The sequence below is a fragment of the Burkholderia sp. RF7-non_BP4 genome, assembly GCF_001521935.1.
GTDB classification, from domain to species: domain Bacteria; phylum Pseudomonadota; class Gammaproteobacteria; order Burkholderiales; family Burkholderiaceae; genus Burkholderia; species Burkholderia diffusa.
Map to the genome: position 1 here is coordinate 1 of NZ_LOTA01000082.1, position 23,765 is coordinate 23,765.

21 protein-coding genes are annotated in these 23,765 nt (G+C 61.3%); 14 read left to right on the forward strand and 7 right to left on the reverse strand.

Features of this window, described 5'->3' with window-relative positions:
* Positions 1-103: 103 nt before the first annotated feature.
* The gene (locus tag WS49_RS25475) at positions 104-985 is read right to left on the reverse strand and encodes a replication initiation protein (RefSeq protein ID WP_059534516.1); all 882 of its coding nucleotides are present in this window, start codon (positions 983-985) and stop codon (positions 104-106) included.
* Positions 986-3,024: 2,039 nt separating this feature from the next.
* On the opposite strand from WS49_RS25475, the gene WS49_RS25480 reads away from it, so the two are divergent.
* Genes WS49_RS25480 through WS49_RS25545 form a run of 14 tightly spaced genes read left to right on the forward strand, consistent with a single transcriptional unit; the run spans position 3,025 to position 17,709 of the window.
* Positions 3,025-3,741: a type IV secretion system protein gene (locus WS49_RS25480; protein ID WP_059534517.1), complete on the forward strand. Its 717-nt coding sequence runs from the start codon at positions 3,025-3,027 to the stop codon at positions 3,739-3,741.
* Complete coding sequence (locus WS49_RS25485) at positions 3,738-4,613, forward strand: TrbG/VirB9 family P-type conjugative transfer protein (protein WP_059534519.1); 876 nt, start codon at positions 3,738-3,740, stop codon at positions 4,611-4,613. Before WS49_RS25480 ends, WS49_RS25485 begins: the two co-directional genes overlap by 4 nt.
* Positions 4,614-4,620: 7 nt before the next feature.
* The gene (locus WS49_RS25490) at positions 4,621-5,895 is read left to right on the forward strand and encodes a TrbI/VirB10 family protein (RefSeq protein WP_059534521.1); all 1,275 of its coding nucleotides are present in this window, start codon (positions 4,621-4,623) and stop codon (positions 5,893-5,895) included.
* The gene (locus WS49_RS25495; protein ID WP_059534523.1) at positions 5,892-6,698 is read left to right on the forward strand and encodes a transglycosylase SLT domain-containing protein; all 807 of its coding nucleotides are present in this window, start codon (positions 5,892-5,894) and stop codon (positions 6,696-6,698) included. The genes WS49_RS25490 and WS49_RS25495 overlap by 4 nt, the downstream gene beginning before the upstream one ends.
* Complete coding sequence (locus tag WS49_RS25500) at positions 6,695-7,960, forward strand: hypothetical protein (RefSeq protein ID WP_059534525.1); 1,266 nt, start codon at positions 6,695-6,697, stop codon at positions 7,958-7,960. The genes WS49_RS25495 and WS49_RS25500 overlap by 4 nt, the downstream gene beginning before the upstream one ends.
* Positions 7,960-8,382, forward strand: coding sequence for a lytic transglycosylase domain-containing protein (locus WS49_RS25505; RefSeq protein ID WP_175981548.1), 423 nt, complete (start codon positions 7,960-7,962; stop codon positions 8,380-8,382). The genes WS49_RS25500 and WS49_RS25505 overlap by 1 nt, the downstream gene beginning before the upstream one ends.
* A 2-nt stretch (positions 8,383-8,384) precedes the next feature.
* A complete protein-coding gene (locus WS49_RS25510) occupies positions 8,385-8,942 on the forward strand; it encodes a toxin co-regulated pilus biosynthesis Q family protein (RefSeq protein ID WP_059534529.1) in 558 nt (185 codons plus the stop codon).
* A 5-nt stretch (positions 8,943-8,947) separates the two neighbouring features.
* The gene (locus WS49_RS25515) at positions 8,948-10,552 is read left to right on the forward strand and encodes a hypothetical protein (RefSeq protein WP_059534531.1); all 1,605 of its coding nucleotides are present in this window, start codon (positions 8,948-8,950) and stop codon (positions 10,550-10,552) included.
* A 5-nt stretch (positions 10,553-10,557) separates the two neighbouring features.
* The gene (locus WS49_RS25520; RefSeq protein ID WP_059534765.1) at positions 10,558-11,886 is read left to right on the forward strand and encodes a hypothetical protein; all 1,329 of its coding nucleotides are present in this window, start codon (positions 10,558-10,560) and stop codon (positions 11,884-11,886) included.
* Positions 11,887-11,920: 34 nt separating this feature from the next.
* Complete coding sequence (locus WS49_RS25525) at positions 11,921-12,451, forward strand: hypothetical protein (protein WP_244139200.1); 531 nt, start codon at positions 11,921-11,923, stop codon at positions 12,449-12,451.
* On the forward strand, positions 12,448-14,760 hold the full coding sequence (locus WS49_RS25530) for an ATPase, T2SS/T4P/T4SS family (protein ID WP_059534535.1): 2,313 nt from the start codon (positions 12,448-12,450) through the stop codon (positions 14,758-14,760). The genes WS49_RS25525 and WS49_RS25530 overlap by 4 nt, the downstream gene beginning before the upstream one ends.
* Positions 14,757-15,887, forward strand: a complete 1,131-nt coding sequence (locus tag WS49_RS25535; protein WP_059534537.1) for a hypothetical protein — start codon at positions 14,757-14,759, stop codon at positions 15,885-15,887. Before WS49_RS25530 ends, WS49_RS25535 begins: the two co-directional genes overlap by 4 nt.
* A 13-nt stretch (positions 15,888-15,900) precedes the next feature.
* Positions 15,901-16,497 (forward strand): type 4 pilus major pilin, encoded by a 597-nt coding sequence (locus WS49_RS25540; RefSeq protein WP_059534539.1) that lies wholly within the window; start codon positions 15,901-15,903, stop codon positions 16,495-16,497.
* A gap of 9 nt (positions 16,498-16,506) precedes the next feature.
* Positions 16,507-17,709 carry a hypothetical protein gene (locus tag WS49_RS25545; RefSeq protein WP_059534541.1) on the forward strand — a complete coding sequence of 401 codons (1,203 nt, stop codon included), beginning with the start codon at positions 16,507-16,509 and terminating at the stop codon, positions 17,707-17,709.
* Between the two features lie 754 nt (positions 17,710-18,463).
* Here the strand turns inward: WS49_RS25545 and WS49_RS25550 are convergent.
* The 6 genes from WS49_RS25550 to WS49_RS25575 all read right to left on the reverse strand — a co-directional run bounded on the left by WS49_RS25550 (position 18,464) and on the right by WS49_RS25575 (position 23,686).
* A complete protein-coding gene (locus WS49_RS25550) occupies positions 18,464-19,483 on the reverse strand; it encodes a CAP domain-containing protein (protein ID WP_059534543.1) in 1,020 nt (339 codons plus the stop codon).
* A gap of 224 nt (positions 19,484-19,707) precedes the next feature.
* Complete coding sequence (locus WS49_RS25555; RefSeq protein ID WP_059534545.1) at positions 19,708-20,073, reverse strand: hypothetical protein; 366 nt, start codon at positions 20,071-20,073, stop codon at positions 19,708-19,710.
* A 7-nt stretch (positions 20,074-20,080) separates the two neighbouring features.
* Positions 20,081-20,278: a hypothetical protein gene (locus WS49_RS25560; RefSeq protein WP_059534547.1), complete on the reverse strand. Its 198-nt coding sequence runs from the start codon at positions 20,276-20,278 to the stop codon at positions 20,081-20,083.
* Complete coding sequence (locus WS49_RS25565; RefSeq protein ID WP_059534549.1) at positions 20,268-21,467, reverse strand: FlhC family transcriptional regulator; 1,200 nt, start codon at positions 21,465-21,467, stop codon at positions 20,268-20,270. The genes WS49_RS25560 and WS49_RS25565 overlap by 11 nt, the downstream gene beginning before the upstream one ends.
* A gap of 52 nt (positions 21,468-21,519) precedes the next feature.
* Positions 21,520-22,755, reverse strand: a complete 1,236-nt coding sequence (locus WS49_RS25570) for a hypothetical protein (RefSeq protein WP_059534551.1) — start codon at positions 22,753-22,755, stop codon at positions 21,520-21,522.
* A 229-nt stretch (positions 22,756-22,984) separates the two neighbouring features.
* Complete coding sequence (locus WS49_RS25575) at positions 22,985-23,686, reverse strand: nuclease-related domain-containing protein (protein WP_059534553.1); 702 nt, start codon at positions 23,684-23,686, stop codon at positions 22,985-22,987.
* Positions 23,687-23,765 lie beyond the last annotated feature (79 nt).

The following is a 23,765-nucleotide window of genomic DNA, read 5'->3' on the forward strand; positions in this document are numbered from 1 at the left end:
TGCTACGCATGGCTTCCAATCGTTGGGGAAACCGGTAACTCACGCCGTCAACACGGTATCGGCTCCACGCTTACGCTTGAGCGATCCAGTGAACCCTTGCAATTCAGCCCGCGGCAGTCGTCGCGCCACTCGCTTCCGCAAAGGCCACGTCGCCGTCCAACGCCAGCCGGCTCTGCGGATTCTGGATAAACTGGAAATCGAGCGAATTCACGGCGCGACCGAGCTTCACCGGCGTCCAGGAAATGACGAGATCTGCCTTCGCGTTTAGTTCGTTCACTGCAGTCTCAATTACTCGACGCTTGATGTCTGCAAAGCGGTATGTTGCCGGGATCTCAAGCACATGCCGGAAGTCTTCCAGAGTGATCAGGAGCCGTCCACGGTCGCGCTCTCGCATCAGCAGTTCAAGCAGGCGCCAAGAATAGAGCGACTGCAGCCCCCGTGCAAACTCAAGTTGATACGAAACAAACCGCCTTTGCAACATGAAGATATGTGGTGTCAGATCGGGGGAAAATGAAACCTCGGCCCATCCTTCGCGCTCGTGATATACCGCTTTCCATACCCAGTTCAGGACGACCTTCTTCGGGCCATCCATATAGGTCAACTGTCGCTTCTGAAGGCTGGCACATCCCTCCTTCAGTCCCTCGTACGCAGCCGTCGCTTGCTTCTCGCCAGACCTAGGAGCAAGCGCAGCAAGGGCAGCAAACTCGTCCGCTCGAACACGTACGCTCACGTAACCGTTACCCTTGCTATGCAAATACGGTGATTTCTTGCTATCTATACATCGGAGCGCGGCCATCATCACCCGCTTCTCGTTGAGAGTCAGCCCTTGTTGAGCATTCACCAGAGCGCGGCTCATGGCAACAGTGCCCCTTACTCGGCCATCCCCGTCCAGAGGCGGCTCGTCCGACGGCTCGATCTGGAGCGGTTCGATCTCAACAATCTCGACTTGGGCAGGCTCGAGCCGATTCTTTGCCTTTTTGTTCACAAAAGTGACCTTCAGCGGGAGGTGTCGCAATTATAAGGTGACATCTGCAGGGTGCAAGTCACCGTTGTGGATAACGGTCGAAATTTGTCACTCCTGGCCCGCTCTGTGTCCACTTAGGGTCGGATTGTGTCACATCAAGGTCGGTATACGTCACAGTTGTTTCACTGTGACCGGCCGGAGACCCTTAACCAGCAAGCCTCTCCGGCCGGTGACAAAGCGTTTACAAAAGGTTTTACAAACGGTTCTATAAACTGTCTTACAAAGAGAACCGATAGAAAGTTCCTCTGATGCAACCAAACCACCCCAAAACCCTTCGCGGCTTGCCGCCACGATGGCTGAAAAGTGACATTTTTCGACCCGGACCGTCCGTATAACCTTAGGTAACGTCTAACCGGATGGCAAAAAGGAGGCGCACGAACCCCAAAAGGTGACGCTTTCCGACCTCAATGCCCGAAAGACACTAAGTACTCACTCACTTTTCATCGAATCTACTTGGGATGACGTGACCGCCTACGCGCCTGGGTCGGGAAATGTCACCTTTGCTCCAAGCAAGGGCAAGCACAATGTGGGAACCAGATTTGCCGCGCGTCAGACGCACGTTATAGGTCGGAATATGTCACCGGCGCATTGGTACTTGGGTCGGAATTTGTCACCGTTAGATCCGCGATATAGGTCGGAATTTGTCACCATCAGGCCCGCGATATGGGTCGGAATCCGTGACCATTTTCATAGCACGTTAGGTCGGAAAACGTCACTTTCCACGCGACGGGACCTGGGTCGGAATTTGTCACTGTTCAGGACCTTTGAGTGGGTCGGGATTTGTCACATTTTGGGAGCCACAAGCAGGTCGGAATTTGTCATAGATAAACATCCCACTCGGGTCGGAAAACGTCACCGTCAGAATGAGTCCTGGGATCAACTACGTCCGTCCACCCAGAGTGGCTACATCGAGGTCGGAAAATGTCACCTATACGGCGGCTGGGTCGGAATCTGTCACCCATAGGGCGAACGCAAGAATACGCGTTGTGAACTGAACCACCGCCAACTGAACCTACGTGCTCAGCTGGAACGTCCAAGCAATGCCGGAAGGAGTGCGTTGACTAGATCTTCCAACATAGAAAGGTGAGGAATCACACGTTGTATCTGCGGCGAGTCGATCCGAATGTGTCGACCGCTTGCCCCTGGCGACAACCTTAGTGCGAGCCCACCATCGGCTTGAGCAACGCCAGTACATAGGATCAATTTTACGGTTGGCGAAGTGGTCCCCCTCGGCACCGTTAATGCTCTTCGTACGACAATATCGCTGCCGAGCTCGCGGATCAATTTCGTAGCGATTTCCGCTGCGCGAAACGAGACATGATCCGTGCCGCCAAACGACTCTATTATTTCGGGCGGAAGCCGAGATGCTTGAATCGATCGTGTGACGCTAGCCTTCGATACATTGAGGTCTATGGCCAGTTGTGCCTGACTGGGCCAAAGCTTGCGATCAAGCTGCTCACGATAAAAACGGCCCAACACTACCGGGGGCGAATCGACCCGACGAAGATCGACATGTTGTTCAATTGCGGTCAAGCGGTCTCGATGGATGTCGGCTTTCTCAATGGATGGACTCTTGCACGAATTGGAACAGGTCATAGAAGTGGATGATCGTTAGCCACTGATTGTTGTCATTTCTGAAAAATGCCGCGCAACCGGTTGAGGGGGGGCGCCGGTATGCCTCGAATAACGATCACTCCCAAATCATTGTTTTTTCGAAACATATCGGAGTAATGTCACTCGCGTGACGACCGTCGTACTGCGTGCAACGCGTGCAACGATCGACTCCCTGATTCTATCGTTCTAGACGCAATCGCAAGACCGGAAAGCTCGCCCATTTCGGGCAGCTTTCTCCTTAACCCGCTGCAACCGGTTGAGTGCTCGCGGTTGTTGCTTGTGCTCATTTCCTTGTCGCGAAAAGGTCCCTGAAATGACGGCTCTTTTCCCACGTGCCGTTGTCACCTCGGCTGTTCCAATTGATCCGTCCCAATTGGAACTCCGTGATGCGATTCCCCCGACTCTTTCCCCGTAACAAGAAGCAGGTCGCCCTGTCTCCGGCGCCCGGCCACTACTCGAACAACGATCCCGAAACGATCGTCTTCGATCAGGGGACGCGTCTGCGCGTTGAAGCCAATCATTGGAAGACCTTCTGCTTCATCCTCGCGATCATCGCGGGCGGTGCCGTCTATACACGTCAGCCGCCGCCGTCCGTCGTCCGGTCGTATGGCGTCTCGTCGGACGCCGGTGGCAATCCGTTGGTCAAGCAGCTGGCTGCATATAACCCGGACGACCAGGCGAAGCGCACGGCGATCAAACAGGACGTCGAGCATTGGTTCACGATCGAGCCGGTTCTTACCGACGATATCCGTACGTCGCGTCTCGCCAAGAACATCAACGCGGTTAAGGCCAAGATGGTCGGCAACGCGAAGAACCAGTTCGCGGCGTGGATCAGCGACGACAAGCCGTTCGACCAGATCACCACTAACCCGAAGCTGGTGCGTGAGACGAAAGTCACGAACGTGTCCTTGCTCGAGGACTCGACGGTCGTCGTCGAATTCACGACCTCGACGCGGCAATCGCCCGCAGACAAACCTGTCGACATCCGATTCGCGTTGACGATGCGCTACCAGATCATCCCCCCGACTGCGGAAGACGTGCTGGGCACAAATCCGTACGGCCTCTACTACCCGTTCTTCACTCTGCAAAAAACCGGCGCATGAAACGAACACGTTCCCTCCTGATCTGGGGCGCGCTCGCGTTGATCGCAGCGTCGGCCAATGCTTTCGCCACGAAGAACACCGCGAATACGATCGCCCCGATCCCGAATTTCGACGTCGGCAGCATCATCGGTGACGCGATGAGCCCGGTGAACCCGTACAACTCCGGCGCCGACCCGATCACGATGCCTGGCGATGCGCGCATGGTCGTGTTTTCGTACAGCCGCGACAAGATCTTCCGGGTCATGACTGCGCCGTTGAAGCTCACGACGATCGAGCTCGAGCGCGGAGAGACCGTGATCAGCGAGCCCGCGATGGGCGACTCGGTGCAGTGGGTGCTCGACACCGATGGCGCAAATCACGTCTACGTGAAGCCGACCAAGCCGGGCCTCGTCAACACGTTGCACCTGAGTACGAACAAGCGCGAGTACGAGCTCACGCTTGTCTCGTCGCCGTTGGGCGGCCTGTTTTACCAGAACGTGCGTTTCAACTACCCGAACTCGCTGATGGCGAAGGTACGCGCGCGCGGTAACGCTACGGGCGACAACCAGGACGCTGACCACGGCTCTAAATCGGATTCCGGGCCGATTGGCGTGTCGCCTGACAAGCTGAACTTCGAGTACACGGTGTCCGGTACGAGTTCACTCAAACCCGAGATGGTCTTCGACGATGGCACGTTCATCTGGATTCGGATGCCACCGCGCACGCCGTTTGCCGTGCCGACGATCAAGGACGGCGGCGACATCGTCAGCCCGAACTTTATTCGCCGTGGGCCATACATCGTCATCCAGCGACTGGCCGACGAGGTGAAGCTCACGCGACCGGGCGAGGAAGTGACGATCACACGTGGCCGTCGCGGTCTGTTCGGGTTCTGAGGACGGTATGGCGAAACAGACCGATCCGACCAGCCCGGAAGAGAAAGCCTTGTTCAAGGGCAAGGTGCCGCGCAACGTCATGATTGCCATCGGCGCGATCGCGGCCCTTGCTATCGGCGCGCTGGGTTTCTACACGCAGACGCTCGAAGCCAACAAGGCCGAGGCCGAAGCGCTGAAGGCCAAACGCGAACGAGCGGCCGAAGCGGTCGACAAGAGCAACGCAAACAAGGCCGACGTCGACAAGATCATCGAAGGGCAGCAGGCTGAAGCCCGTCGCCGGGCAGCGGAAGCGGCTGCCGCAGCGAGCGCTGCGGCAGCTGCAAACGCGAAGAAGCCGACGCTGTCGGCTGATGCCGTGATGCCGAGCGCTGGCACGGCGCAGTTAAAAGCTGCGAACGACGAAGACACTATTTACGTGTCGCCGATCTTCCGTCCGGGCGTGAAGGTGAAGGACGCCCAACCGCAGCAGCCGCAACTGCCGAACGGCGTGATCTCGCCGCAGCAAATGCTGCTCCAGCAGGCGGCCGCTCAGGACGCTGCGATGAAAGAAGCGATGGCACAGGCGGCTGTGGCTACGCGCGGTGGTCAGGCCGCAGGCCCGTTGACGACTCAGCAGCGTGACAACGCGTTCATGCGCGACGTTGCGCAGTTGAACGAGGGCGACAAGGATTTCGCGCGAACCGGCTTTGTCGGGCAGTCGCACGGCTGCACGCTGTCGCCGCCCGCGAAGATTCCCGTTCTCTCGAATGAAGCACTCGACTCGGATCGCCCCGGCACCGCGTCGCTGATCGTCGAGAGCGACGTGTACGCGAACAACGGCGACGGCCGCTGCATGGTTATTCCGTGGGGCACCACGATCGTCGCACCGTATAGCTCGGACATTCAGCCGGGGCAGGAGTCGATTCTCGTGGCCGGTGCAGAAATGCGTCTACCGAATGGCAAGCACGTGCCGCTGTACGGCGCGCAGGGTGCGGACGGTAATGGCGCAGCCGGCTTCAGCGGTCACGTGAACAATCACTTCCTGAAGATCTACTCGACTTCGTTCCTGACTGCCATCCTGGTCCGTGCCTTTAGCAGCGGCGACCAGACCACGACTTCCGGCCCGCTTGGTGTCACCCAAGTAGGGAGCACGGCGGGTCAGATCGCGGCACAAACGGCCCAGTCGGTGCTCAACCGTTACCAGAACATCCCGCCGACGATCACGTCGGCACCGGGCGAGCGGCATTTCAGGATGAAGATCAATCGCGACATGGTGCTCGAACCGTATCGGGGGCCGCGATGATCAAGCGCATGGCATGCGCGGCGGCGATGGCGTTGGCAAGCAGCTATGCCCAGTCGGCCGTGATCGCGCAGGTGATCAGCCCGGTGAGCGTCGTCATTCAAGACGGGGCGACGCGTCGTGTCGCGATGCTACCGGGCAAGCCGGTCTATTACTGCGGTCTCGACGCTTTTATCGATTGGGCTTCGCCGCTGATCGACCAGACCGTGCGCAGCTCGCGTGAATCCAGCATCACGGTATCGATCGATGGCCGCGACGTTGCGCTGGACGATCTGTTCATCGACCGTGGCTGGCTACAGCCGCCCGTCCTGGATGATGGTGCACAGGCGGCGCTTGCCGAACGCCGCGGCGGATGGGCGTGCGCGCGCGCGGTTGTTCCGTTCGAATTGCTGCACACCAACGTCGATCCGAAGATTCTTGCCGGCATCGCACTGAACGAGTCGAACTACCGCGGTCGTGCGTGGCCCTGGACGCTCAACGTCGCCGGCCAGGGCTACTTCTTCAAGTCGCGACAGGAAGCCTATAAGGCGATCGAGTCGTTGCTCGCGCGCGATCGCTGCGATTTCGACGTCGGCCTGATGCAGGTGAACTGGTGCTACCACGGCAAACGCTTTTCGTCGGCGTGGGACGCGCTCGCACCCTCCACAAACGTCGCGGTCGCCGAGGCGATCCTCACTGAGAACTTCGCACGCACCGACTCGGTTGCGAAGGCTGTCGCGTACTACCACAGCGCGAACCCCAATCCCGGGCGCGCGTACCTCGCACGGTTCGCCCAACACCTTTCCATGATCGAGGCAGGCCTGTGAAGCACACGATCAAGTTTCTGGCGTGCGCCGCGTCGGCGATCGTGTGCGCAGCCGCGTCGGCGGCAAACACCGATCCTTTCGATTTCGACTACGACATCCTCGGCGGTATTTCCGAACGGCCGGCGCTTATCTTCAACGATGGCGAAAAGACCTACATCCAGCCGCGTGCCGGCCAGGTCATCGTTGCCGACGGCGGCCACACCGAAGGCCCGTATGTGGTTGTCGAGGGCACACCGTCATCGATCACATACAAGGTCGGCGCACATTCGGCCACGGCACGCTGGAAGAAGGCGAACACGTTCATTGGCGGCTCCGGTGCGCTGGCCGCGATGAAGGACGACCAACCGGCCGGATTCGATGGCTTCACCAACCGCTTGGTGATGATCGGCGCACGTCCGGCACTCGAACCTGTCCGTGCACTTCGCGCGTCGATGACAGTCGGCGGCTTCGTCAAGGCGCTCGTCCCACAAGGCTGGACCGGATCGGCTCAGAAGGACGTCGACCTGACGACGCTCGAGCAGTTCGGCACGCGCGACGGCGAAAACTGGATGCAGGCGCTCGATCGTTTGATGACGCAAACCGGGCTGTACGCGGACGTCGATTTCACCGCGCGCCACGTGCGCTTGCATCGAGACGCGCCGAAATCCGCTGCGTTGAACTACGCGTCGTCGAGCCGCGATGCCGACGAGGCGGGGTTGAACCGAGTGGTTGCACGGGTCGCGGCTGAAGCGCCGCCGGTATCGATCTTGGCTGAACGCTTCGGCGCGCAGGCAATCCGGGACGGCGACGACACGCACATGCAGATTCGCTTCACGTCGAAGCCCGCCAAGACCGTCACATTCAAGACGCCTGACGGGAAGGTGCTGCGTACGAGCTGGGACGACGCGAAGAACGTACTGACGATCGACCGGGCAGAGCGGTTCGTGGTTGCTGACAAGACGAACCGCGTGGAGGTAATGCGAGACGCGAAGACGGTCTACGACTTCGATCAGCCGAACCCGGCAAAGCTCGACGCCGTGTTCGATCGGGAGGGCCGGACGTATTTCAAGTTTGCGGACTCGGTCGTTCGGGTGAGTGTGACGGATGCGCGGAACCTGGGCATCGGCGAACAGAAGGGTCGCTACTTCATGTTTGAAGGCACCTCCGGCCTGTTCACGGTGATGGCCGACGGCAACACGATCCACGTCAAGCGCCGCAAGGAAGTGGTCTACCGCGAAGTGCCGGACGCCACGCTGCAGGCGAGCGGAGGGCCGACGTCGTGATGCGTATCACGCCTATCGTCGCCGCCGTGCTGGCATTCACTGCGCTGCCGAGTCGTGCAGATTGCCTTGACGACGCGGCGGCCTTCCATCGCGTGAATCCGCGGCTGCTGCGCGTGATCGCGCAGCACGAGTCTGGGATGCGCCCGAACGCCGTGAACAGGAACACGAACGGCAGCGAGGACATCGGCCTCATGCAGATCAACACGTCGTGGCTACCCACGTTGGCGCGCTACGGCATCCGTCGTGAGCATCTCTTCAACGGCTGCGTCAGCGCCTACGTCGGTGCGTGGATCCTCGCGTCGAACGTGCGCCGCTTCGGACCGAACTGGAAGGCGGTCGGCGCCTACAACGCGGTGACGCCGTCCAAGCAGCTCGTCTACGCCAGCGCGATCTATCGCCGCTTTATGCAACAGGGCCGGTAACCATGCAGAAGACACATTCGAATCAGGCGCGGGTTCGCGCACTCGTTGCGGCGGGGCTGGCCGTGTTGCATCTCGCGGCACACGCTGCGGCCGATCCCACTGCGAAATCCATCGACGCCGACGGCTGGCAGGTGCTTGCGTCGGCGCCGAAGGCGCAGCCGACGGCTGCAGAGAGCCCGAAGCCGGGGCAACTGCTACCGGCGCCGGCGCCCGCGCCGGCGAGCACGACAGCGGCCCCGTCCACCGACGTCGCTGCTGTCGTGTTGCCGGGCGCGGGTGCGCCAGCCGCGACCGGCACGCTGACCTTCTCGGTGACGCCGGCCGACGTGAATCTGCGCGACGCGCTCGACCGCTGGCTGCAGCAGCAAGGCTGGCAGCTCGCCTGGAAGATCGATGACGACCTCCCGCTGGAGTTCAACGCCTCCTTTACCGGCGATTTCACGTCGGTGCTGCAGCAGGTGATGAAGGCGACGAACCACATGCGCACGCCGACGCGCGCGTGCCGCCACACGAACAACGTCATCCGCGTGATCGCACGCGCGGGCAATTGCCAGGATTGAGAACCATGCGTGTTCACCTTTTGAAATCCGTCGTCGCGATCGCAGGCGCGCTGATGGCCGCAGGCTGCGCCGTCACGCAGCAGGACGTCAACGACAGTTACGACGCTGCGCACCGCGCGATCTCCGACGCGCTTGGTAAGGGGCCGGCGCCGATGGCGCTCGTCGAGGACGTGCCCACCGCGTTCCTCGGCGATCGGCTGGTGCCGCTCGCGTACGAGGCGACGCTGCCTGCCGTGTTCCGCGACAAGACGGTCACGCTGCCAGCGAACCTCGGCATCAAGCAGATCGCCACGCTCATTTCGACGGCGACCGGCTATCCGGTGCACCTGAGCCCGGACGTATTTGTGCCGCGCGACTCGCTGGTGCCCGGCCAAACGGAGTCGAAAGGGCAGAACAACGCCGCGCGAACCGAAGAGCCGGTCTACCGGCAGGCGTTCTCCGGCAAGACCGGCATGTACATGCGGAACATGACGACCGACCTGGGGCTCGACTGGTCGTTCGACGGCAGCACGATCAACGTGAATCGGTTCGTCACCCGCATGTACCAGATCGCCGCGATCCCGGGCAAGGTGTCGATCAAGTCGACGATGAGCAAGGGGATGGACACGTCGACGGGCAATCAGTCCGGCAGCGGCGGTGGCGGTAGCTCCGGTGGCAACACCGGTTCGTTCTCCGCCCAGACGTCGACCGGCCGCGAAGGCGATTTCGACCAAATCGCGGCGATCACGGCGGAAATCGACAAGCTGAAATCGCCGATGGGCCGGGTGAGCGTGAACCCGCAAAGCCGGCTGGTGATGGTGTACGACACCAAGGAAGCCGCGGACAACATCGGCAAGCTGCTCAAGCACGAGAATGCGATCTCCACGCGTCAGGTGGCGATTACGGTCCGGACACTCCAAATTGCGTTGAACAAGGGCAGTCAGGCCGGCATGAATGCCGACGTCGTGTTCAATGCGATGCACGCTGGCTTCGCGCGCTACGCGATCAGCTTCACGTCGCCCACGTCGCTTGCGACGGGCGGTGGCGCGGTAGGCGTGTCGGTGCTGCGCCCGGACGCGCCGTTCTCCGGCACGAACGCGGTTGTGAACGCGCTGAACCAGTACGGCCGCACGGTGCAGGACAACACGATGACCAAGATGACCCTCAACGGGTTGCCGGTCTCGATCGCGTCGTTCAAGAGCGATGACTACCTCCGGTCGACGACGTCGTCGTCGGGCTCGCTGACGGCATCCTCTGGCGGTGTGCCGGGACTGACGCCGGGCACCATCACGACCGGCGACTTCGTAAATGTGCTGCCGGCTGTCAATGATCATAACCAGATCGTGCTCGCGTACTGGGCGGACAGCTCGAAGCTCAACGGGCCGTTCACAAGCGCAGGAGCTGGCTCTGGCCAAACGCAGCAACAGATCCAGCTGGCGCATACGGTTGGCACGAAGGATGACCAGACGATCGCGCTGTCGGACGGCCAGACGGTCGTGCTGTATGGCGCGATCACGGATCAGGCTGACAGCACGACGAATACCGGAATTGCCGGCCTCACCGGAAGCTGGAACAAGTCGAAGACGTTCCAGGTGATCATGCTGAAGGCGACGGTCGTTCCGTCGATGTGATGGCCATGATGCACATCACGGAACCTCTGCCGACCGACAAGCGCGCACGCCTGGTGTTCGGCATCGACTGGCGGGCCTACCCGGTGAAGGGGAGCAGTGCCGAGCGCCGCCGCTATACCGACGTGTTCAACGCGACCCACTTCGTCGAGTTCAAGGTCGGGACCGAGCTGATCGGCGGGTTCGCCGAGCCGGACATGTCGGAAATCAAAGGCGCACGCCTGTATTCGGGCGCGGCTCGCGTCGCGTTGCATGAGCGGATCAAGAATCGGGCCGCCGCCCTCGTGCTCTTGCAGGACGGTTTGCGCGTCTACATGGTTTTCGTGGTGCGCGGCGCGGTCCGTAGCGATGAGGTGCTGACGCCCGAGATGGCGCAGTCGCGTCGTCTTGAGATTGAGCAAGAGTGCCTGAAGAGCAACCTTTCGCTCGATACGCTCGGTACGGGTGACCGGATCGGGGACGTCGACGAGCCGTTTCAAGCGAGCGAGCTGCTCGCGAACCGGAAGGTCGGGCTCCTCCGCCGACCGCCCATTTCGTTGCCGACCGCCATCCCGGTGCTCGTCACCGTGGTGGGCGCATTCTTCGGCGTGCCCAAGGTGGTGGACATGCTGTCGCCACCGCCGCCGCCTCCGCGGGCACCTACCTTCGCTGAACAGTACGCGGTTGCTGTTCGCGACGTGTTCGCACGTATGCAGCCGCGAGCGTCCGAGCTGGCGCCGGCGTTGCTTGCTGCCATCGGTGGCAAGGAAACGGTGATCAAGGGTTGGCTGTTCCAGGAGGCGAACTGTCCATCGTCGGGGTTCTGCACGATGACGTTCCGCCGGAACGGGGGGACCTTCGAGGGGTTCGAGCAGGCCGCGACAGCGGACATGCGTCCACTGAGTTTCGCGCGTGACGGGCGCACGCTGACCTCGCGCGGACCCGCCATTCCAAAAGCAGCTTCCCTGATGGAGAGCGAATCGAAAAGCTGGCCGGCCGAGCAAGCCTTCATCGACATGCTGCAGACGCCGCCGCAGCGGATGTCGGTCCAACCCCTCGACCTTCGTGCCTACGGCTACGTCGTCAACCTCGGCGAAGCGCGGCCTCTCATTGCGACGCCGGGCGCGGGCGAGGGGGCGCATGGCGGCCGCCTGCTCAAACAGGGCGACTGGACGATCGAAGGGTTCCGCTGGCAGTCGCCGCTGCTCGCGAAGCTGCCGCCCAACATGGCGCTCGAATCCTTGAAGGTCGAGCTGCGCCTCAATGAGGGCGCACCAGCAACCACCAACAAGGAAACGGGTGATTCGCCGTATGGCGTCCACTTCACCGTGAAGGGCAAATACTATGTCTTTAATTAAGCACGCACTCATCGCGGCGGGCGTCGGTATCGCCGTGTCCGCGCATGCCGATCCCGTCGGCGCCAAGCTTTCGATCGACGACATCGATCAACTGGCCCGCGCGAGCGTCATCCGAAGCTTGGGCGGGGGCGCGACCGGCCCCGGTATGTTGCCGCCTGGCGCCATGTCGCAGCCGCAGCCGGGCATCGCCGCGAGCGGCGTCGCGGCCGAGACGCCGCCGAAGCCGGTCGAGAAGCCGCTTCGTATGCCGCGCGCGCATGCCGAACCTGTTGCTTTCCTCGGCGCGTTCAACGACGAGACCGGTGCACACGTCCTGTATTCCTTCCGCGACGCGATCTACCCGGCGCGAGTTGGCGCGACGCTGCTCAACGGTTGGAGCGTCAAGAGCGTAGACGGCTATGCGGTGACGGTGGCCGAAGGCAAGCGCACATGGAAGGAGCCGATTCGCGGCGCCGCGCCAATACAGTCGCCGGCGACGAACGCGATCCGTTCGCTCGTGGATCTGGGTTCGCCGTTGCCTACCGGTGCGCCGCTGCCGGGTATTCCGCTCGGAGGTGCGCAATGAGCCTCTTCGCGGAAATGGAGCCGCTGGAACCGGCGAAGCGCGGTCTGCTCGGCAGGCTCAAGGCGTTTACGGCGGGCTTTACCGATAGCTCGTCGTCGTCGATGCCGATCGTTGGTCGGGAGCCGATCGACGGTGGCGATGCCGTGGTGGCGGCCGAACCGAATGGTGTGCGGGAGCCGCGCTTCAAGTCGTCGAGCAAGCCGGTGAACCCTCGGCAAGCGAGCCAGGGTCAGCCGATGACGATGGGCATGATGCTGCGTCGCGCGCAGGAAGAAATTGAGGATGTTGCAGTCATCGACGAGGTAATCGGTTCGCATCGCGGCGACGACAAAGACGTCTCGCTGTCTCGCGGCTCCGCAAATATGGAAGCGGACGGCCCACGCATGGCTGCTGACTCCGACACGGGCGGCTCGACTGTCGAAGTGCGGGCGGATACGGTGTCTTCACCGCAACCCGAAGGGGGCACGAGCGCCGAGCGGGCGGCTGACCCAGTGCATGCGTCAGCGCGCGTGACGGAGTCGACCGAACCACCCGCTGCGGGCGCTGCGCAGGAAGGTGAAACCACTTCGCGCCGGCCGGCCGATTACGACGAACCTCCGACGGCGCGACGGATCGGAATGGATGTGACCGAGGCACCGGATGTTTCGATCGAGACGGGGCGACCGCGGCTGGTGCATGCCGAATCACTGACCTTCAAGCGCGTGTTGTGCCAACGCGAGGAAAACGCGGCGCTTGCCGTGACCGAATCGGCGCGTCGCGAATTCATCGCCGTCGAGCTGCAGGCGGGTATCTCGATCGTGGTGTCGACGCAGCGATTCCACGAAAGCCAGTTGTACGCGGCCTATCTGAAGGATCTCGCGCGCGCGGACATTTCCGTGCATGAAGAGATGGTCGCGGACGAGGACGTCATTGCTGCGCTCTACGGCAAGGAGAAGCAGCGCGCGTCGACAACCGTACCGGAGTCGTCCCGCGCTATCGGGGCGTTCCGTGACGTAATCGAAGCAGCAAAAGCGTACGGGGCCGGCGACGTGCACTGGGAGTATCGGGAGTTTGCCGACGACGTCGAGCTGCGTTTGCGTGTCGACGGCGACCTGTACTCGTACCGAAAAATGCCGAAGGCGCTCGTGCGCCGCGCGCTGTCGGCGGCTTATCAGGACCTCGTCCAACGCAACACGAACTCGGGCGAAACGTTCCAGCCCACGGCTCCGCAGTCCGCGATGATCCCGCTCGTAGCGCATATGGATCTCGTCAATATCCGGTGGCAGAGCGCTCCCCTTGTTGGTGGGTTCGATGTCGCGCTGCGTTTGCTCGATGGCAACTTCAAGCACGTGAAGGTGCTGCTCCCGCACGAGATGGGACTGGAGGCGAGCCAGCTGGAGATCCTCGAGAGTCTCGGCAAGGTGACGGGCGGCGCTACGTTCCTGACGGGGGAAACGGGATCTGCGAAGACTACCCTCCTGCGCGCGATGTCGTACCTCGTGCCGAATCGCGATCGCATCAAACAGTTCGCGGTCAACGAGCCGTCCGAGGTACCGGCGCCGTGGCTTTCCGATATTTCGATTCAGCGCCGGCCGGGCGAGACCGAAGACGATGCGAACCGCAAGATCGTCGAGGTGATCCGCACGCTGATGCGAATGGACCCCGACGACCTCACGATCGGCGAGGTGCGCGACTCGGTGTTGGCCGGCCTGGTTGCAGAGCTCTCGCTGACCGGCCACCCGGTCCGCGCGACGCTGCACGGCAACAGCATTCTCGGTGCGGTGATGCGACTGGTCGGTGGCCGACTGAAGCTGCCGATGGATGAAGTGGCGTCCGGCAGCTTTCTGAACGCGGTCGGCAACCAGAAGCTGATCCCGATTCTTTGCCCACATTGCAAGCGGCCGGCGCGCGACGTGCTGTCGCCGGAACAGATCGCGACGCTGGAGCGCAAGTTCGGCCTGGACGCGTCAACCATGGCCTGCCGGGACGAGGACGGGTGCGAGCATTGCCGCCGCCCGGGTCTGTTCACGCGTGCGGGCAAGGTAGCCGCCGGCATCAAGGGGCAGACGCTGGCGATGGAGCTGTATCGACCGACACCCGATTTTCTCGAGCGCGTGTCCGCGCGCGATTGGCGGGGCGCTGAGCAAGTGTGGCGCAGCAGCCGGAAGACCGACTTCGCCGATGCCGACATGACGGGCAAGACCGTCTACGAGCACGCGCTGTACAAGGCGTCGCGTGGGCTCATCGATCCGCGGTTCATCGACGAGTCGATGTGCGCGTTTGACGCATACCGCGTGGCGCCGGATTCTGATGGGGTGATTCCGTCGTGATCAAGTCGCTCGTCTACTCGGTTTTCATGATGTTCCCGGCGAAGGAGCGACTGCGCGTCGCGACCTGGCGGTTCCGCGCGATGCGCGAAATGTTCTATCGCGAAACGCGTCTCGATGTTGCCAAGAAGGGTTTGCGCAACAGTGAAACGCTGCTCGAGCGACTGACGACACTCGAGACTCGGAATCGCTCGCGCAAGAACCTTTCATGGCCCGTGTTCCAGAAGATCGCGCAACGGATGCGCGCCGGCGACGATTTCGCGACCGCGATCAAGTCGTTCATCCCCAACGACGAATTTGTACTGCTTGAACTGGCAGGCCAATCGCCGCGCGACGATGCTGCGATTCGCGGTCTCGAACTCGCGGAAATGGCGGCGCACGCAAAAGGTGTGCTGTCCGCGACGACATCGATGCAGATGGCCTATCCCGCCTTCCTGATTGTCTATCTCTACGCGTTCTGCGTGCTGTTCGGCTCGGAAATCCTGCCGGCGACGCTGGACGTGCTGCCGCTCGAAAAGTGGTCCGCGTTCGGGAGGTTCATCTACGCCTTTGATACGTTCTGCGCCGAATACTGGTGGCTGACAAGCTCTGTCGTCGCGGGGTTAGTTCTCGGCTATTTCCAAACGCTGAAGCGTTGGACGGGTGAACTTAGAAACCGAGTCGATGCGATGCCGCTCATGTGGCGCAATCGACGCGATCTTCGGGCCGCCTTGTTGATCGTTTCATTGGCCGGCCTATTCGACTCTGGGCTGACGCTGCGCGCCGCGCTGGACAAGCTCACGAGGTCGGCGGACCCGTGGATGCGTTGGCATCTCCGGCAGATGAGTGCACGACTGACGGCGAATCCCGACAAGTCGATGCATGCGCTCGACACCGGGATCTTCTCGGAAATGACGATCGACATCCTGACCGATGCGGCCGCGCGAGACCAGTTCGTCGAGTCGATCAAGGATCTTGGTCAGAATTCTCTCGCGCGTGTAGTCGAAGCCGTGCGCCGCAACGCGAAGGTTACCCACTACCTGCTCCTCGGCGGGGCAGTTCTGATGTTCATCGTTTTCGGGGTGGGATCGTACTTTGCGACGGGCGCTGTCGCATTCGACGGGTCCTCTATTTCTGCCAATCAAAACTAACTGGAGTCATCGCATGAAACCGATCAAGAAGCCACTGGCGACAAAGCGCCGATACTTCACCGGAAAAAGTCGTCGCAAGCAAAAAGGGGAGCTGTCGCTGGTTGAGGCCGCGGGCGTAATGGCTGCAGGGGCGCTTATCGCACTTCTTGTTTATATGGGGCGACCATACGTTATGGATCGCATCCATGCATCGGAATTCAAGAGCGAGGCTCAGTACTTCCGGAGTGGTATTCAGGATGCGACTGCGGGTGAAATCGACTACTCAGGTGTATCGATGCTGTCGCTCACGCAGGGCTTGGCATTTAACACGGCGGGCCGCCGTCTTAACAAAACGACCGGAACGCTGACGGGAATCTTCGGGGGTTCCGTCACGGCGGCACCCGCTACGGTGACCGCGACGAACGACGCGGTTGCGCTGACCTATCCGGTTCCGACATCGGTCTGCACGCTTTCGGCCGAAGCGGTTTCGCGGACTTATACGCAAGTCAAAGTGAACAACACGACGATTAAGGGACCGTCGACGGACTTCAGTTCGGGAACTGCGGCAACAGCATGCGCGTCGGCAGGTGCGACGGCGAGCATCGTCATGTACGCGACCAAGGATAACTAAGGATCTTCGATGCTCAGCATTGTAGAAGCCGTGATCGTGCTGGTCGCTGCTGCGCTAATGACGGTCCAAGGCATCCAGCGCGACGTCGAGAAGCGCCGGCACGACGTGCTGAGCCTCGAAGGGCAGAATCTGGCGGTCATTAATGCCGCGTTGTCGAACTGGGTGACGGACAAGTACGGCACGTTGGTGGGGCAGATGGTCGGGGGAAAGTCCACGCCCGTCACACCACCGACGTTCGCCGAACTGCGTGCCGGCGAATATCTGAAGGCGGACTACGCGGCCGGGCCGTTTTGGGGCGGGACGTACATGATCCAAATGAGCGTCGGCCCGGACGACTGTGCGACCGGCACGGCGTCGTGCAAGGTGAGCTACGTCTTCTATCCGTCGAAACCGGTGACCAGGCTCGGTCAACCCGACGTCGCCGGCGCGGGTCTCGTCGCGCAGGCAGCCGGAACGGGTTTTGGGGTTTCGACAACCCAGAATCCGGCGACGGTCAACGGGTTGAATGGCGCGTGGAAGGCGACGAATCCGGTTCCTGGCGCGCCGGCCGCTGTAGTGATGGCGACGAACGGCCCGACGACGGATGGCAACTCGGTGTTCATCCGGCGCGACGGGTCGCTGAAATGGACAGGGAGTCAGGACGTCAACGGTGTCGATCTGCATAACGTGGGCAATATCGACGCGACCGGAACGATCGCGGCGCCTACGTTGGCCGCATCCAACGTTGCGGTGAGCAACGCCGTTCGGACGCCCGGAACTCTTGTTGTCCAGAATGCCGCGGGCACGGCGCCGGCCCCGATCTCGACAGGGGACAGCACGGTCACCGGACAACTGCATGTGACCCAATCGATTACACCAGGTGCGATCGCGGCGCCGCGCGCGTGGTGCCCAGAGAACGGGGCGGTCGCACAAAACAGCGATGGGCGCGGTCAGCTGCTGTCGTGTCAAGACCACGCATGGCTGCCGGTCGGTGGGCCGGCCCTACGGCACGGCTACTTCATGGTTCAGAACGGTTGGGGCGTTCCTGCGCCGAACTGTGCGACGGGAGGGACGCCGCAGATCGTCTTCAGTCCGGTGAGCTTCTACGTGAATCCGACGGCGACGGTCAACGTGTCGGCATCGGGCGGCGGCCCGTGGACCGTGTTCATTACTGACGGCAACGGTAACGGCATCAGCGGTACCGCCGTTGTCGAAACCTATTGTTCGTATTGAGGGAGAGGTGAGTGAAAAGCTGGATCAGGTGGGTAGTGGCAGCGATGCTGTCGGTCGCTGCTGGCAGCGCATTTGCGGACGGATCTTGCCAGCCGGGTTTCGGTCTTCGCTCGTACCCGTTCTACGACCGGACTGGTGCGTACATCGGCATGCGGCAGGCATGCGCGCCGATCCCGTGCACACCGGGCTATCAGGATTCGACGTGCGCGGCTCCGTTGCGTAACGGCGCGATCCCGCAGCCACAGTGCCAAACCAGCGCTGGCTGGACAACCGTATCAGCGTCCGTTTGGCAAGGGTCGAGATGGTCTGAACCGCAGTGCAATTACGCCGCCCCTCCCCCGGGTTGTCCGAGTGGTTGGGGTACGGCGAGTCCCGCGACGTGGACCGGTACATACTGGACCGCGCCAGTTTGCACGGCGCCCGCGCAAGATCCTTCTACGCGTGATTGGGCGAGTATCTGCAACGCGGCGGTCTGGACATATTCGGGCGGTAGGTTCAAGGTCACGTTTCAGGCGGGAGATTTCAGACAATACCAGTTTGGGACTGGCGTGGTGACAATGGTGGGCGGCCACTGGGGTAGCGGGCCATACTACGTAAATGGCGACTACCAAGGGACGGATTACGAATTTTTTTGCGCCGTCCGAATAGACGACGGGACGATCTACCAATTCTACGCAACCCCGATTTCCGGATATCAAGGCGGATAAAAAAAGCGCCCAGCTTGGGCGCTTTTATACTCTGTCGGCTTGAATAATCAGCCGACGACGTTACCAGTCGTAAAGCTAAAGTTCCGTGAGAACGCGGTGCCGTTCGCCGTCCCGTTGATCGTCACGCTATACGCAGTGTTCGGCTGCAACGGCGAAGTCGGATAGGCAACGGCCTGATACTTACCGAGCAGCTTGTTCGGATCAGTGTCGGAATTGAGTACCTGGACAGCGACGGCGCCCGACGGCCCGGTAATCGATGCAGATTGCAGGATGATCACGTCGGAAAGGTTGCCCATTACGCTAATCGGGGTTCCCCATCCAGTGTTCGATACGTTCGGCGGCATCGGGATTTCACTGGTTTCCTTGTATGGTACGCCCGTCACACCGTCGCACGGGAAGGTTGCAGGTGCGTTCGAGGCACTTTTGCTCGCGATGTTCAAGAGGCTCATGGACAGCCAAGAGCTCGTGAACTGATAGGTACCGCTGCTGGCTTGCGTCTGGTACTCACCGATGCCAACAGTGTCGATCGGGAACGTTGCGACGTCAGAGTGATATACGCCGCCAACGAGCGAGTAGACTGCTTGCTGACCGTACTGCGTGTCGCTGAAACTGCCAGTACCCGTTGCGACACCGACGCTTACACCGAGACCGATGGCTCCTGCAGGAAATTTAGCGGCTGCAGCACGGTCGACATACGTTGCACCAGTAAATCCCTGATTCGTCGACACTTCCGTATCGGTTACAGCACCATTGAGACCCATGTACTTCGCATGATTCTGCGCTGCTTGATCCAGCACGGTGTTCTGCTTGAGTGCCGGGAACCCGCATTGTGTGCGGTACTGATTCAGCAGGTTCAGTGCGGCCAGTTGGGCGCTGCCGGCCGGGTATTGAGCGCTATCGACCGTGCCGGGGACCGTCGTCGACGGGGTGCCAGGGTTGGACGGGTTGTTCCCGTTCGATCCCGTGTTCGTGCTGCCACTATCGCCACCTCCGCCACCGCAGGCTGCGAGCGCGAGCAGCGATGCCGCTGCAAGTGCGGAAAGGCTGATGGTCGTAAGCTTCTTCATTGCTTGGAGTCCTCGTCTTGTTCTTGGGCGCGCACCCTGCGAACCCTTAATTTCATCCTACCGACCCGGCGGCGAAGTCAAGTTCGCGCGGCCGGCGGCCCATTTTTTGAAATGGCTTGGGCGAGCCAAAAACCGCCAATTCTAGATTACGGTTCGATTTCGTCAGACTTAATGGTGAATCGGCAAAAAAATCCCGCCATCGGGCGGGGGGCAAGGTCTGAAGGTCATCTGGATTTGCGTCGCTTCCAGTGGAACACGCGCAGCCCGATGAAGGCCACGCCCAGCAATACGGTCGATTTGTACGGAATGGCCGAAGACATGGCAGGGACGGCTGCCGCACCGACGTACATGCAGGTGAGTGCGACCAACACCTTGCCGAACCAAGGCCTGGCCAGCATTCCAAGTACCTGCGGCGGCTGACTGCCAACCCAATCGGGATAGGCTTCGTTGACCTGCTCGAGTTCGAACGACTCCGCTCTTGTTTCCCGCTGCGCATGATAGAACCGTTCATATCGCTCGAATCGGCCGTCGCCGCGGCCGTCGAGCCAGGCGGCGTTGCTTTCTGCGACCAGGTAGGCGAGGTCGTCCATGTGCCCTCTAGTGAACGTAGGCTGCTGCCCACGGCAGCGCGGCTCGGACGTCGACGATGACCCGGCCGTCTGCCTCGGAGTAGTACTGCTCGGTCTCGGCGTCATACCAAGCGAACTGCGGTCGGCGATCGCCGTTAATCACAATCAGGCTCGCCGGTAGTTCCGGAAGGGCATGCGGTGCCACGCGTTCGTCGTTAGTCGCCATTGCGCAACCTCGCCTTCGTGCTCCGCCGCTTCGCGCCAAGCTGCCCGGTGCAGGCCGGGCAGTCGAAGCTATGGTGCATCTCAATCTTGGTATCGTTGTTGCTGACGATGTATTCCGTACGGCAGGTCCGGCACGGTGCGATCGTGAGCCGGTTGTCGGCTGCCATCGCCCGCGTCAGGTTGCAGCCGCGGTCGACGGAGATCGCGTGCTGCCCGCCGAAGATCTGCTGGTAGACGTCGTTGGTTGCGATCAGCGCTTGCGGTGCGTTGGCGCCGGATGCGAGCGCAGCGCGGTACAGCCAGGTGAAGATCGTGCCGTGCAGGCGATTGGTCGGCGTCTCGACAAACCAGTTGAGCGAGTTGGGCGTGTTGCCGCATGGTGAGCTGGTGCCGTGCATCTCGACATACCGTTGGCGCATCGCGTTTTGATTCAGGCGAAACAGGCTGGCGGCCGTCGACGCGCGGCAACCATATGCCATCAGGGCATGTGCGTACGTCTCGTTCTTCTCGCGCGGCAAGCGCAGTTCGCTCCAGCCGGCCTTGCCGGGCGCGCTGTTCATCCTGATCGGCGACGTCGCCATGATCTGGTGCGCCACCATCTCGTCGGTCAGATCGCTGGCGGTGAACTGATACCAGAACGTCGGCGTGTTGAAGCGCCAGCGAAACAGCGGCAATCCGTTCATGCGACCGAGTGCGATACGCAGCTTGTAGGTCGGCACAGACGCGAGGTAGGCGACCACTTCGGTCGTCACCCCGAGAAGCGGAGCGGCCAGTACGCTGAGGTGAATGACGCTCGTGACCAGGTCGAGGAAGACGCGGTTGTGCTGTTCGACCGAGAACTTCGCGAGCGCGTCCAGCGGCGGAAGCTTGCGAATCAGCTGGTCGACCGCGACGGTTGTGGGTGTGTCGTCGACGAAGCAGCGCCAGTCCTCGACCGACTCGAGGGTTGGCGCGACCATCAGGAACGGCGTGCGCAGGAGGTTGCGCAGCGACTCTTCGTTATGTTTGACGTGGTCGATCTCTTTGCGCTCGACGGCGAGAATGTCGTTGAAATCCCCATTCATTTCGAGCAGCCACTTCATTTGATCGACGAGGTCGAAGTTTGTCACCTGGATGCGCTCGGCCAACCAGTTGGGTACGTACAGTCGCTCGATCGAACGGTAGGTCTCGCGCGAGTTTTTCTTGTCCATTTTTCTGAGTCTCTCTTCTACTGCACAACAATAAAGCGTGGCCCGGGCAAAATCAGGCGCGTACGGCCGCCGTCACCTCACCGTGGAACTTGCCGATCAGGTCACTGAACGCCTGGAACAGCGGCTTGAAGCGGGCCGGGTTTCCGTCTGCTGTCGCAAGCAGCTGCGCGCTGTGATAGTCCTGCACGAATGAGCTGAAGGTATCGATCAGGCCGCGGATCTTCTTTTCGAGCACCTCGCTCGCTTCGATCGCTGCGCGCTGCTCCTTCGCACGTGCCTCGAGGTCAGACAATTCCGCCTTGGCTTGTTGAAGCTGAAGGTCGATGGCCTCGTGTTCGGCGAGCTTGTCCTTAACTGCTTCTTGGAGGCTCGTGTAGGACTCGGGCAGGGTCGGCACCGGCACTTCAGTCTTCACCGGGTTCGCCTTGAGCCTGACGATATCGGCGGTGAGCTGCTCGACCTCGCGCTCTTTGTTGGCGAGCGTCTGTTGTAGCGTGCTGACCTGTTTGCCGGTCGACGCGAGGGAAACCTGCGTCTCTTGGGCCCTCGCTTTCTCGCGCGATTGCTCCTGCCGAACGTTGCTGAGTTCGGCCGACAGGCGGTCGATCTCTTTCTGAGCGTCGTCCAGCCGGCCGATGGTGGCATGCAGCTGCGAAGTTGCCTCCTCGATGCTGTTGTCCTTTCCGGCGATCTGGTCTTCCAGCGTCGCGATGAGCTGTTTGACTTCGCTCTTCGTGAGCGTCGGGTCATCACGCTTCGCTTCGATGACCTTCTCGATGATGTCGTCGCCAATGTGGTTGTGCACCAGCAGAGACATATCGCTGTACGTCAACATCTCGACCGCGCCGATGTTGCTCGAGAACTTGTTGTAGACACGGATGTACAGGCTGACCGACGACTTCGACTTCTGGAAAACCTTGGTGAGGAAGGAGTAGACGAGCTCGGCGGCTCGGTTCCTGACCTTCTGGTTGTCGCCTTGGGTACTGACGAAATGGCCGATGACGGATGCATGGATGTGGGCAAAATTGCCCCCGATCCGCATGTGCTCCTGCAGGATCTTGCGAGTGGAGTGGGCGACTTCCTCACTTTCCTGAATGATTGTTCTAATCAGACTGTCCGGCAGACCGGTGAACATCTCGCGGGCGGCGGTGGTGAGTTCAATCTGGTCCGGCACATGGGCGAAGGTGGCTTTCAATTCGAGATCGCCGTCCGCCGACGTGGCATTGTCGGGAACGGTAGGGTTGAAGTTCTCGTTGTCTTCGGGTTTCTTCGACGGCTTTTTGGACAAAGCGCTCTCCAGTAGAGGATGGGCCTTCCCTGGCACGGGTTCGGCGGATTGCCGGATCGGGTGACGCCCGTCCGACGAAAATGAGACCTGGCGGCCTGCACCAGCTTACGCGGCGCTTTTCGGCGCCAAGGGGCGAAAGCTGCACGAAACAATGTGTCTTTCGCCAAATCGCGCACGCCGACAAAATGAAACGGATTGTTTCAGTTTGTTAGAAAATGTAAGGGTGTGGTCAGTTGTTTACGGATGAATCTCCGGCAACTTTATGGCGGTGAGCCGATAGCGCCGATCCGGTCGGGTCGTCCACGCTCAGGCGGCGCACGACGCCCCACGCAGCCTGCACGTTGATGTTCGGATTTCCCGACTTCGCGTGTCGATCCCGTTGGGTACGCAACCAGTAGCCCAGATCGCGCAGGGTGAGGAGGGCAAGCGGGAGGTCGGGGGAGAGCGAGCAGTTGTCGTTCGCGAAGACGCCGAGGCCCTGGACGTTCCAGACGGAAGGCAACGTGCCGCGGAGGAAGGCAACCTTCGCCCGGTTTTGGCTGATCGGCGAGCGACGCTCCTCGAGCTTGCCGCTCGGCAGGTGGCACACGACCGTATCGGCGCTGCTGCCAGGCGCGATGGCGCCGGCCCAGTTCTTGGTCTCGATCACGAAGATGCCAAACGGCGTGACGACGAGATGGTCGACTTCGGCGGTCGGGAACTCGGTGCCAGGCGCGTGTAGCAACAACAGCGCCGTGGGGTGGACGTAGAAGTCATTGCCGCAGAGTTGTGACAGGATGCGGCGCAACTCGCCGAGCACGCGCGCCTCGCCAGCATCGCCCGATGCCTGGCTGCGGGTAACCGGAGGAGTCGATTGGCGACGGGGACGGGCCTTCGCGTAGTGCTTGGCCAGTGCCCAGACACCAGCTACAAGGATGAGAATCCAGAACATTGGGATGCGCCTCGGTTGATGAAGTGACGCGTCCAGTTTGTCTCGGATTTTTCGAAGTCAAGTTCCGGAGAAAGCTATA